The sequence below is a fragment of the Vibrio sp. DNB22_10_4 genome, from assembly GCF_052879755.1.
Genome location: NZ_JBNNXW010000008.1, coordinates 13,651 through 25,911 on the forward strand (window position 1 = coordinate 13,651; position 12,261 = coordinate 25,911).

The window sequence follows — 12,261 nt, forward strand, 5'->3', positions numbered from 1 at the left end:
GATCTCAACCCATTAGAAATGTTGCCAACTTGTAAATTAATAGTTGACCTCGTGGTCAATTTGGCCAATTATTGACCCAAAGGTCAGAAAAAATAATTTCAAGAATATACTGTACAAGGAGGTCTCTTGATTACCTTTTTACTCAATCAAGAAATCAGACAGGAAGTAAATGTCTCCCCAAACATGACGGTGCTGAACTATCTGCGCAATCATGTGAATAAAACAGGCACCAAGGAAGGATGCGGTTCTGGTGATTGCGGTGCATGTACCGTGGTTCTCGGTGAGCTCGTCGACGGCAAACTCGAGTATCGCAGCGTTAACTCCTGCCTGACGTTCATTTCTGCTCTTCACGGTAAGCAACTTATCACGGTGGAAGGTCTGCAATCACGAGATAAGTCACTTCACCCTGTTCAACAAGCCATTGTCGATTTCCATGGTTCCCAGTGTGGCTACTGTACACCTGGATTTATCATGTCGATGTTCGCGCTTACTAAGAACAAGCCGAATGCTAACAAAGCCGATGTGATGGAGTCTCTAGCTGGCAATCTCTGCCGCTGCACGGGCTACCGACCTATTGTCGATTCCGCGCTGTCACTGTGTTCGGAACAACAAATCGTTGACCAATTTTCAGAGCTTGAACGAGTGACCATCGCTAAACTTGAAAAGATACAAACTGAGGAAGCAAGTCTTAGACTTGGGCACCTTACTGCGTTTTCTCCGAAAAACACTGAAGAGCTTGCCAAACTTTACAAGGCTCACCCACAAGCCAAACTGGTTGCTGGTGGTACCGATTTGGCGCTCGAAGTCACCCAATTCCATCGTGAGATAGAAACTCTTATCAGCGTGAACCTTGTCGAAGAGATGAAAGTTTGCCAAGAGACAGAAGACAGCCTAGAGATTGGCGCAAACCTTCCAATCAGCGATGCCTATACACTACTAAACAAGCACTACCCTGACTTCGGCGAACTGTTGCACCGCTTCGCCTCTTTGCAAGTTAGAAATCAAGGCACCATAGGTGGCAATATTGCTAACGCTTCTCCTATCGGAGACACACCTCCTCTGCTCATTGCTCTTGATGCAACTATCCAACTACGCTGCGGTGATGAAACACGCGTCATGCCTATTGAAGACTACTTCATCAGCTACAAAGTCACGGCGCAGCAACCGAGCGAGTTCATTGAAAAGATATTTATACCTAAGCCATCATCAAGCATATTCCGCGCTTATAAACTCTCGAAACGTCTGGATGACGATATTTCTGCAGTTTGCGGTGCTTTCAGCATTGAAGTGAAAGATAACAATGTAGTAAGTGCTCGTATCGCCTTTGGCGGCATGGCTGCAACACCTAAACGAGCAATATCTTGTGAGCAGACGTTGGTCGGACAGCCTTGGAATGAAGAAACCATTAGCAAGGCAATGGAAGCACTTAGTAATGACTTTGAACCCCTTTCGGATTTTCGCGCAAGCCAAAGTTACCGAAGCCTCACTGCCGCCAATATGCTCAAACGCTATTACATCGAAACAAACAACACCAACAATCTGATTGAAACGAGGGTAACATCTTATGTCTAATGTGAATCATCAGCAGCTGACTCACGAAGAGATGGTTGCTATCGTCAAACAAGATCTTAAAACAGGTGTTGGTAAAAGTGTTAAGCACGACAGCGCGCCAAAACAAGTGACGGGTGAGGCTGTTTATATCGATGACAGACTTGAGTTCCCAAACCAGCTTCATGTCTACGCGCTACTGAGTACGCAAGCACACGCAAAAATCACTAAGATAGACGTCTCTCCTTGTTATGACTTCGCTGGTGTTGCTATTGCGATTACGTCCAAAGACGTGCCAGGACAGCTTGATATTGGCGCTATCCTTCCAGGAGATCCTCTGCTTGCCGATGGCATCGTCGAGTACTACGGTCAACCCATCATCGCAGTGGCGGCGAGCGATCTAGAAACTGCCAGAAAAGCAGCGCACGCAGCCATCGTTGAATACGAACCGCTGCCTGCCATTCTGGATGTCAAAGAAGCACTCGCGAAAAAGCATTTCGTGACAGAAAGCCACCAGCAAAAGCGCGGTGACTCAGCCAAAGCCCTTGCCAACGCCAAACACGTCATCGAGGGTGAAATCGAAATTGGCGGTCAAGAACACTTCTACCTCGAAACACAAGTTAGCAGCGTTATGCCAACCGAAGACGGCGGCATGATTGTCTATACCTCTACGCAAAACCCGACAGAGGTGCAAAAGCTGGTCTCTGAGGTACTCGGAGTTGCGATGCACAAAGTGGTTATCGACATGCGCCGCATGGGTGGCGGTTTTGGTGGTAAGGAAACGCAAGCGGCTGCGCCTGCTTGTATGGCGGCAGTGATCGCTCATTTGACAGGTCGACCAACCAAGATGCGACTGCTTCGTAATGAAGATATGACCATGACCGGTAAACGTCACCCATTCTACAACCAATATAAGATTGGGTTTGATGATAATGGCGTGATTCAAGGTGCCGATATTGTTGTCGCCGGCAACTGTGGCTACTCGCCAGATCTGTCGAGCTCGATTGTCGACCGTGCTATGTTCCACTCTGACAATGCTTATTACTTAGGTGATGCGACCGTTACCGGACACCGCTGCAAAACCAATACGGCGTCGAACACAGCTTACCGTGGTTTTGGTGGTCCTCAGGGGATGATGACCATTGAACACATCATGGATGAGATCGCACGCTACCTAAACAAAGACCCGTTAGAAGTCCGTAAAGCCAACTACTACGGCGAAGAAGGTCGCAACGTCACCCACTACTACCAAACAGTGGAAGATAACTTCCTTCCTGAAATCACGGAGCAGTTAGAGCAAAACAGCGATTACCACGCAAGACGAAAAGAGATCGCTGAGTTCAACAAAAACAGCCCAATTTTGAAAAAGGGATTGTCGATCACGCCCGTCAAATTTGGTATCTCGTTTACCGCCACCTTCCTAAACCAAGCCGGCGCACTTATTCATATCTATACTGATGGCAGTATTCACCTAAACCACGGTGGTACTGAGATGGGTCAAGGTCTGAATATCAAAGTGGCGCAAATCGTTGCAGAGGAGTTTCAAGTAGATGTTGACCGTATCCAAATCACCGCTACCAACACCGACAAGGTGCCGAACACCTCGCCCACGGCGGCCTCATCGGGCGCCGATCTCAACGGTAAAGCCGCACAAAACGCCGCAATAACCATTAAACAGCGTCTGATAGAGTTTGCGTCTTCTCACTTTAAGGTGACTCCCGAAGAAGTACTGTTTAAAAATGGCATGGTACAAATCCGCGAGCAGATCATGACATTTGCAGACTTTGCGCAACTAGCGTGGATGAACCAAATCTCGCTATCGAGCACTGGATTTTATCGTACGCCTAAAATCTACTACGACCATGAAAAAGCGCGTGGCCGCCCTTTCTATTATTACGCGTACGGGGCGTCGTGTTCAGAAGTCATCATCGATACCCTCACTGGCGAGTACAAAATCTTGCGCGTGGATATCTTGCATGATGTGGGCGCGTCACTTAACCCTGCTATCGATATTGGTCAGGTAGAAGGTGGCTTCGTTCAAGGTGTGGGGTGGTTAACAACTGAAGAGCTCGTCTGGAACGAGCAAGGACGATTGATGACCAATGGTCCTGCAAGCTACAAAATCCCTGCAATTGCTGATATGCCGATCGATTTTAGAACGCACCTGCTTGAAAACCGAAGTAACCCTGAAGACACAGTGTTCAACTCCAAAGCGGTGGGTGAACCGCCTTTCATGCTAGGCATGTCGGTATGGAGCGCACTAAAAGACGCCATCTCATATGTCGCCGTTGATGGTGCGATTCCCAAACTGGATACCCCAGCAACACCAGAGCGTGTGTTAATGGCGGTACAGGCCGTGACACAAGGACAAAGCGTTAACACGGCATCCTTCACGGAAACCAATTAACAGGAGGTCACTATGTTTAAGGATAACTGGATTCATGAGCTTGCTAGACTTGAAGAGCAACACGAACCTTGTGTCATGGTGACCGTACTTGAAGATCGCGGCTCCGTGCCGCGAGATGCGGGTACAAAAATGCTCGTAACGCGGGATAACATCATCGCGACCATTGGTGGCGGTCATTTAGAGCATGTCGCCTCTAAAATGGCACGAGAAATGCTTCTTTCTGGAGAGCAAAGTCTCAAAGTAGAAAGGTTTAATTTGGGTGCTCGGTTAGGTCAATGCTGCGGTGGTATGGCGACACTCAGCTTTGAACCCATTGGCACTTCGCAAAAGCATTTGGTACTTTTTGGTGCAGGTCATGTGGCAAAAGCACTGGTTCATATTGTCGCTACCCTGCCCTTTAGAGTAACGTGGATTGACGAGCGTGAGGCGGAATTTCCAGAAAACTTGCCGCAAGGCGTCAACAAGCTCGTGACCGACGATCCGGTGGGCGAAATCGCTCAGATGCCACCAAACAGTTATTACCTAGTGATGACTCACAATCATCAACTCGATTTTGACCTAGCTAAAGCGATTATCAAGCGTGGTGACAGCTCCTACTTTGGAATGATTGGGTCACTGACCAAGCGTAAGAAGTTTGACTTCCGGTTGGCGCAGCGTGGCTTTAATCAAGATGAGATCAACACCATGACCTGCCCGATAGGTATCGGAGCGGTCACTGGCAAACACCCAGCAGAGATTGCTGTCTCGGTTGCTGGTGAGCTGATTTCGCACTATCAAGGTAACCCTGTAGAGCAAAAGCGCCCAGCGCACACGCGCCAAGATCTAGACCAAGCAGGCTAAAAGGCCGCTAAAGGATTAAAATAATAATACTGCCTGAGGAATTTAGGTGGAGAAAGGAAGTGTCATGACAACACAACGCAAGGCCTACCGTGCCAGCATTTTACATAGCATTGCTGACCCCAAGGATGTGGGGCTGGAAAACTCATACCAATTTTTTGAAGACGGCATGATCGTCGTAGAAAACGGTCACATCGTCGATATCGGCAGCGCAACCGATATATTGGCTAGACATACAAAGCCAATGAAGATTAAGACTTATAAAGATAAGCTCATCACCTCCGGCTTTATCGATACTCATATACACTACCCACAAACCGGAATGATCGCCTCCTATGGTGAACAGCTTTTAGATTGGCTGGAAAACTACACCTTCCCAGAAGAACGTCGTTTTAAGAACCCTATTTACGCACTTAAAGTTGCCAAACTTTTCTTAGACGAACTAGCAAGTAACGGTACGACCACAGCGTTAGTCTTTGGCACCGTACACAAAGAATCTGTCGATGTGTTCTTTGGTGAGGCAGAGAGACGTAACCTTCGTATGATTTGCGGCAAAGTATTGATGGATCGTAACGCTCCTGACTACTTAACCGACACCCCAGAGTCTGGCTATCAAGCCTCCAAGGAGCTCATTGAGAAATGGCATAATCGAGGCAGGCTTCACTACGCTGTCACACCAAGATTCGCTCCTACTAGTACTCCTGAGCAGCTCGCAATGGTGGGTAAACTTCTCGAGGAGTACCCAGATGTTTACATGCATACCCACCTTTCTGAGAACAAAAAGGAGATCGAGTGGGTTCTCGACCTATTCCCAGAGCGAGAAAGCTATTTAGATGTTTACGACCACTACGGTCTGCTTCATAAACGGTCGGTATTCGCCCATGGCATTCATCTTTCAGATTGTGAATGCCAACGTTTAGCAGACACGGAATCCGCTATTGCCTTCTGCCCGACATCTAACCTGTTTCTGGGATCAGGCTTGTTTAAGCTCAACAAGATGGAAGACAAAGGGATCAGAGTCGGAATGGGAACCGACGTAGGCGCAGGAACAAGCTTCTCTATCTTACAAACCATGAGTGAAGCCTATAAGATCATGCAGTTACAACAGGAAAAACTGCATCCTATTAAATCTTTGTATCTCGCAACACTCGGCGGCGCGAAAGCCCTGCACCTCGAGGACAAAATCGGCAACTTAGAGATTGGCAAAGAAGCAGATTTCGTCGTTCTTGATTTGCATGCTACACAGTTAATGCGCTTTAGAATGAACCAGGCAACGACGCTTGAAGAGAAGCTATTCGTATTAATGAGCCTTGGTGATGATCGAACCGTTTGTGAGACGTATATCTATGGCGACCTTGCCTATGATGCCAAAGGTGAACGTGACAAGCGACTGGTTAGTTGACGAACGTTAATAGACAGTGTTTATCAACACACTACATCACACTATCGTCTCCCCCCACTAGCCGTGCGCCTGAACAGACAGGTGGTCTCTCAAAGCACGCACCAAGCTTCAAGTAGATTCCTGCCTGCGTAGGCGCACGGCCAGTGGAATGACGTTGCGGAAAGTTCTAGATCCTAAACCTTTCGTCACCCCTGCGCAGGCAGGGGTCTTCTTAAAGCACCCACCAAGCCTCAACAAGTTTCCTGCCTACGTAGGCGCACGGCCAGTGGAATGACGTTGCGGAAAGTTCTAGATCCTAAACATTTCGTCACCCCTGCGCAGGCAGGGGTCTTCTTAAAGCACCCACCACGCCTCAACAAGATTCCTGCCTGCGTAGGCGCACGGCCAGTGGAATGACGTTGCGAAAAGTACTAGCTCCAAAACATTTCGTCACCCCTGCGCAGGCAGGGGTCTTTTTTAAGCGCGCACCAAACCTCAACAAGATTCCTGCCTGCGTAGGCGCACGGCCAGTGGAATGACGAGGTTTTACCCCGAAAAACAAACTTTTTTAAACTTTTTTCGAATATGAACGAATTCTGAATATTCGTTTCAAGGTTAGTTAATCTAGACAGGCGCATACTGACATCGTCAACTAAACAAAGATGTCCAAATTGAGGTTATTATGAAAAAAGTTATCATCGCTACAGCACTAATCCTAACGTCTGGTTTCGCAGCAGCTAAATCTATGCCTGCTCAAGGCGGTTTTAACGGCCCTGTTCTTGGTGCACAAACTACCGTTGCTCAAGCACTAGAAGCAAAAGACGACACAGCAGTTCAAATTACGGGCAACATTACCCAATCTATTGGTGATGAAGAGTATCAATTCACCGACGGTCAAAACACCATCGTGATTGAAATCGACAACGATGACTGGCGTGGTGTGGATGTAACACCAAACGACAAAGTGATTATTTCTGGTCGTGTAGACAAAGACGCATTTGAAGACACTAAAATTGACGTAAAACGTGTTGCTATCGCGGGTTAATCATTAGAGAAGTTCAACTGCCTTTGCTGGGGTGATAAGCAACCAGTATTACCCCAAGCACTATCAATATCGCCCCACCGATCCGCTGGGGCGATAGTTGTATTTTGGGGTAACCTAGAAGTCCATACTGATCGTACAAAAGTGACGCCGTCACTTGACCGCAAACAATCGCTATCGCCAATGCCAACGCGCCTAGTTTGGGCGCTAAGTAGATTGACATCGCTATGTTAAACGCCCCTAAAAACCCTCCTAACCAAGCCCACCATGGCAAGGTTTTTAGGGTTCCATTTGGAAACCAAGGCTTCCCTTCCAACATAACCAGCGTACCCAGTACTAATGTCCCAATAACGAATGAGATAAACGCTGCTTGAAGCGGTGACCCTAATCCAGTACGAAGCTGCGCATTAACACCGGCTTGCGAGGCCAACGTCGTTCCTACCACGACGCTGAGCAAAACAAGAATCACACCAGTAAAATTTGCCACTGTTCATTTCCTTATCACTACACTCTTTCAAGCGTAGCACTTCATTCCCAATTATTTTCCTGTACAGTAATACGAGCACAATTCAAAAATAGGGACATAGGATGAGTAAAAAGGTATTCGCAGTCATTGGGACAGGTGCGATAGGTGGTTATTACGGTGCACGACTCCATCATGGCGGTCACGATGTTCATTTCCTTTTTAATAGCGACTACCAACATGTGATTAATAACGGACTAAAAGTCGACTCTCACTACGGTGACTACTCCATCACTGCCAACGATATCAATGCTTACGACAAGTCCGCAGATATGCCTAAAGCCGATGTTATTCTCGTCGCACTAAAAACCACCCAAAATCACCTGCTCGAAGCCCTCATTCGTCCTTTATTAAAACCAGACACCTTGGTCATGTTGCTGCAAAATGGTATTGGAGCGGAACAAGAAGTAGCAGAAGCGTTTAACCTCCCATACGTCGGTGGTGGCTTGTGTTTTATCTGTTCAAATAAGGTCGCACCTGGGCACATTGACCACATAGATTATGGCCGCATAACCATCGGCGTATACGGCGAAGATGGAATCGCACCACTGGAATCATTCGCTAAAGACCTAACCACTAGCAGTGTGGAAGTGGATATAGACCCAAAGATCATGGATGCACGCTGGAAGAAGCTTCTCTGGAACGTACCATTTAATGGCCTGTCAACTGTGCTAGATAGTGACACCGCACAAATAATGGACTGCCAAGAACTGGTCAACCTATCAAAAGACATCATGATGGAAGTACAGCAAGCCGCACAAACCACCGATACTGAAATCCCAACCTCACTCATCGATACCATGCTAGGCAATACCGCCAAGATGAAGCCGTATTTAACAAGTATGCTGCTAGACAGGCGTAATGGCCGCGAACTTGAGCTGCAATATATGTACAAGAATGCGATTGAACTTGGAGCAAAAGGTGGCGTCTCGATGCCAAAGACAACGGCGCTTTATGAACAGTTGTGCTTTATTAACAAGCGTATCGTCTCCACAGTTCAATAGCACTCGTTTGATAACGTAAAAAAGCCGCTCTATCATTGAGCGGCTTTTTAATTGGTATTAACTTTTATTGCAACTGAGCCCCCTGCTCAACCCATTCACCAATGAGCGTACGTTCTTCATCGGTCATTTGAGTCAGATTACCCAGTGGCATAACTTTGGTCGTGACCGTTTGAGCGACAATGCGTGGCACATTCACTTTGATCTCCTCTGGCGTATCGAGTATCACGCCGCCCGGTGCTGTTTGGAATGCGGCGTGTGTTGGCGTTGCCGAGTGACAAACTGAGCAGCGCTCTTGAATCACTTGGTTGATCTGTGAAAAAGGAATGGCGCCATCTGCTGCATGTTGTGAAGCTTGCGCTAACTGATCGTTACTATCCCCGGTTTGTTCAGTTGTGCTTTGCGTTGTCGGAGCTTTTGCCACTGGTGCTGACGGCTTATTTGCGTAAGGTGAGCTGACAAAAGCAAGCGTGATCATACCTAGTGCCGCAGCAGGAATCGTCCATGCAAACTTCTGGCTACCGTGGCGCGTATTAAAATAGTGTCTAACCAAAATACTAAACACTGACAAGCCCGCTAGAATCGCCCAGTTGTATTCGTGACCGTAAGTGCTCGGAAAGTGGTTACTGATCATTATGAACAACACAGGCAACGTTAGGTAGTTATTGTGTCTAGAGCGCAGTAATCCTTTCGCCGGCAATGCTGGGTCAGGCTCTTGGTTGTTTTCAATCGCTTTTACCAAATTACGCTGAGCCGGCATAATAACGAAGAAAACGTTACCGACCATGATAGTACCTATGATGGCACCGACATGAATATAAGCACCGCGACCACTGAATACCTGACTAAGTCCATACGCAGCTGCCACCAGGCCAACAAACAATACAATGCCTAAGACGATTGGCGTTTTACCTAGAGGGGAGTTACACAAAAGGTTGTAAATGACCCAACCTGCAACCAAAGAGGCCACACCAATCATAATTGCGCTGGTCGAATCGATACCTGAACCTGGTGCGACTAGGTAGATTTCTGCGTTTAAGTAGTACACCACACCCAAAAGCAGCACACCGGTGATCCAAGTGAAATACGCTTCCCATTTAAACCAGTGTAAGTTTTCTGGCATCTTTGGGGGCGCGAGTTTGTACTTTTCAAGATGGTAAATACCACCACCGTGAATCGCCCAGAGATCGCCCGACAAACCATCTCGGGGATTACTGCGATTTAAATTATTCTCTAACCATACAAAGTAGAACGACGCACCAATCCATGCGATACCTACTATCATGTGAACCCAACGAATAATCAGGTTCAGCCATTCTGTTACGTGCGGATCCATAACACACTCCTCGTCAGCAGCTTAGACAGAGACTTGCTGCTCATCCTTATCTTGTTGCATCTTATCGGCGAAGCTAGGGAGATCATCAAGGCTTATTTGAATGAGCCCTTCATTGAAAAACACTTCATCGCAATTGTTTCCATCACCAGACCTATCGACTATTAAAAACTGGTCTTGGTCTGTAAGAGCCAATACTGGATGATGCCAAACGCCTTTATGGTAATTCACCCCTTGCTTACCGTTGCTGAGAAAAGCACGGCAGTTCGCTAAAGACGGGGTATCTCCCTTCGGCGCGACGACGATAAGATACGGTTGTCCAAGTAATGGTATAAATGCTTGCGACCCCAAAGGATGTCTTTCTAGCATCTCAATCGTTAGTGGATACTGCAAAGGCGTCGCTTGAAAGATACTAATGATGGCTTTGCCACCCTGATCTGCCACATCAGCCTCTGCTAGTTTGTGATAGCGACGTGTTGACCCGTTATTGATCATAAAGTAGTCGCTATTCTCCACTTCTATCACATCCCCAAACTCGGCAAATGTGCGCTTGTCCAAAAGCTCTATTTTGATTCGACGTATACCATTACTCATATAAAATCCCTCTACTAAGTTTAGTTCGCCTTGGTGCCAAAGAGGCGCAAGCGACTAACACCGCCATCAGGGAAAATGTTCAGTCGTACATGGGTGATAGGGCCTATCTCATTCACCTCAGAGACAAACTCATGAATAGAGTGAGCATCGAGTTTTTGAGAGGGCAGGAGTTCTTTCCAGAACAAGCTTTGGGTCGCCACTTGATCGTCAGTTCCCCCTTTTACATAGGCCGCTTGAATCGAGCAACTGTCTGGATAGTTACCTTTAAAATGGGCAGTATCCACTACCACGCGACCAATATTGCCAGCATGCCCTAATGCTACGATGACCCAATCATTGCCAGGCGTTCTTCGGCGTGCGGTTTCCCAACCATCGCCCATGTTTTCACCGCGACCAGGACCTAAGATGTTCGACTTGTTGCCGTAGTGCTCGTCGCTACATGCTAATGCTCTACCACCATGTTCTACGGCGGCGAGATCAATTTGCTGCAATTCATCGATAGCATCCCAATCGACACTCGGTGTGCCATACACACGTAGGCGTGCTACACCGCCATCCGGGTAGATATTCAGTCTCACGTGGGTGTAGACTTTTTCACTCGCGATCTCACTGATATGGTGCTCGTCACCAGACAAGCTCTGAGACGGTAAAATCTCTTCCCACTCTTGCGAGTTTGTCGGATCGGCTTCTGGGCTGTAAATAGCATCGATTGACGCTGATGGCGGATAGTTACCCGTGAAAAAAGAGGTATCAATATCCACGCCAGCAATGGTGCCCGCTAAGCCAAGTTTAACGACACAGTAGTCATAACCTTCACCACGCTTACGACGGCTCTCCCAGCCGTCCATCCACTTACCGTTATCGTCATAGACGTCATCTTTCCATACCGGGTCTAGTCGACTGAGTAATCGGCTCTTGTCCGCGAAAAAGTCATCCGTGGCGTAGAGCGCTTCAGCGCCTAGTTTGTCGTCTGCTAAATTAATGTATTGTTCAATTTTCAAAGACATTTGTTGTCATCCAGTTCAATTATTCAATAAATAATAAAATGAGAGAGATAGCTGCCGTTTCCCTGACTTACATATCTCTTAAGCGAAATAACGCTATCTTGTTGATTTCGTTAAGCGCCGTAACAAACTCAGTTTCACTATCATTGCCTAATCGCTTCTCGAACGACTCAAGAATTTGGTAACGATTGGCTCCCTTGACTGCCATAATGAAGGGAAAGTTGAAGCGACTTTTGTAGCTGTTGTTGTAGGTGGTAAATTTGGCAAACTCTTCCTCTGAACATTGGTCAATTCCGGCACCAGCTTGTTCAGCCGTCGAGGCCGCGGTTAATTCGCCATTTATGGCGGCTCGCCCAGCTAAGTCGGGGTGAGCATTAATCAAATCGAGCTGTTTAGACTCGGCTGCATTTAATAGCGCCATCGACATCTTTAAATGCAGGCTTTCAATGTGGTCGTCATCTGGATCAAGTCCTGAATCAAAGACAGACTCAGCGACCCAAGGACTATGTTCATAAATATCCGCAAAGCATGAGACAAACTCATCTCGAACCATTTCCGTTGGCTTACAGCTTTTAAATTGCGTCATCACTT

General features: G+C 47.2%; 11 protein-coding genes. 6 read left to right on the forward strand and 5 right to left on the reverse strand.

Annotation, left to right across the window (positions count from 1 at the left end; translation table 11 throughout):
* The first annotated feature begins 183 nt into the window (after positions 1 to 183).
* From xdhA to ACVA6Q_RS17025, 5 genes are all read left to right on the forward strand, one after another.
* Positions 184 to 1,572, forward strand: a complete 1,389-nt coding sequence (xdhA, locus tag ACVA6Q_RS17005; RefSeq protein WP_446648404.1) for a xanthine dehydrogenase small subunit — start codon at positions 184 to 186, stop codon at positions 1,570 to 1,572.
* Positions 1,565 to 3,955, forward strand: coding sequence for a xanthine dehydrogenase molybdopterin binding subunit (gene xdhB / locus ACVA6Q_RS17010; RefSeq protein ID WP_446648267.1), 2,391 nt, complete (start codon positions 1,565 to 1,567; stop codon positions 3,953 to 3,955). Before xdhA ends, xdhB begins: the two co-directional genes overlap by 8 nt.
* 12 nt (positions 3,956 to 3,967) lie before the next feature.
* Entirely contained in the window at positions 3,968 to 4,795 is an 828-nt protein-coding gene (gene xdhC, locus ACVA6Q_RS17015) for a xanthine dehydrogenase accessory protein XdhC (protein ID WP_446648268.1), read from the forward strand.
* A gap of 64 nt (positions 4,796 to 4,859) precedes the next feature.
* Positions 4,860 to 6,194 (forward strand): guanine deaminase, encoded by a 1,335-nt coding sequence (guaD, locus tag ACVA6Q_RS17020; RefSeq protein WP_446648269.1) that lies wholly within the window; start codon positions 4,860 to 4,862, stop codon positions 6,192 to 6,194.
* Positions 6,195 to 6,855: 661 nt separating this feature from the next.
* Positions 6,856 to 7,218: a YgiW/YdeI family stress tolerance OB fold protein gene (locus tag ACVA6Q_RS17025; protein WP_446648270.1), complete on the forward strand. Its 363-nt coding sequence runs from the start codon at positions 6,856 to 6,858 to the stop codon at positions 7,216 to 7,218.
* 13 nt (positions 7,219 to 7,231) lie between these two features.
* Here the strand turns inward: ACVA6Q_RS17025 and ACVA6Q_RS17030 are convergent, their stop codons facing one another.
* A complete protein-coding gene (locus ACVA6Q_RS17030; protein ID WP_446648271.1) occupies positions 7,232 to 7,702 on the reverse strand; it encodes a DMT family transporter in 471 nt (156 codons plus the stop codon).
* Positions 7,703 to 7,803: 101 nt separating this feature from the next.
* Here ACVA6Q_RS17030 and ACVA6Q_RS17035 point away from each other — a divergent pair, with 101 nt between their 5' ends.
* The gene (locus tag ACVA6Q_RS17035) at positions 7,804 to 8,742 is read left to right on the forward strand and encodes a 2-dehydropantoate 2-reductase (RefSeq protein ID WP_446648272.1); all 939 of its coding nucleotides are present in this window, start codon (positions 7,804 to 7,806) and stop codon (positions 8,740 to 8,742) included.
* 64 nt (positions 8,743 to 8,806) lie between these two features.
* On the opposite strand, the gene ACVA6Q_RS17040 is transcribed toward ACVA6Q_RS17035, so the two are convergent.
* The 4 genes from ACVA6Q_RS17040 to uraD all read right to left on the reverse strand — a co-directional run bounded on the left by ACVA6Q_RS17040 (position 8,807) and on the right by uraD (position 12,256).
* Positions 8,807 to 10,075 (reverse strand): urate hydroxylase PuuD, encoded by a 1,269-nt coding sequence (locus tag ACVA6Q_RS17040; protein ID WP_446648273.1) that lies wholly within the window; start codon positions 10,073 to 10,075, stop codon positions 8,807 to 8,809.
* Between the two features lie 21 nt (positions 10,076 to 10,096).
* Positions 10,097 to 10,666, reverse strand: coding sequence for an ureidoglycolate lyase (locus tag ACVA6Q_RS17045; protein ID WP_446648274.1), 570 nt, complete (start codon positions 10,664 to 10,666; stop codon positions 10,097 to 10,099).
* 20 nt (positions 10,667 to 10,686) lie between these two features.
* The gene (alc, locus tag ACVA6Q_RS17050) at positions 10,687 to 11,673 is read right to left on the reverse strand and encodes an allantoicase (protein WP_446648275.1); all 987 of its coding nucleotides are present in this window, start codon (positions 11,671 to 11,673) and stop codon (positions 10,687 to 10,689) included.
* 67 nt (positions 11,674 to 11,740) lie between these two features.
* Positions 11,741 to 12,256 carry a 2-oxo-4-hydroxy-4-carboxy-5-ureidoimidazoline decarboxylase gene (uraD, locus tag ACVA6Q_RS17055; RefSeq protein WP_446648276.1) on the reverse strand — a complete coding sequence of 172 codons (516 nt, stop codon included), beginning with the start codon at positions 12,254 to 12,256 and terminating at the stop codon, positions 11,741 to 11,743.
* Positions 12,257 to 12,261: the final 5 nt, after the last annotated feature.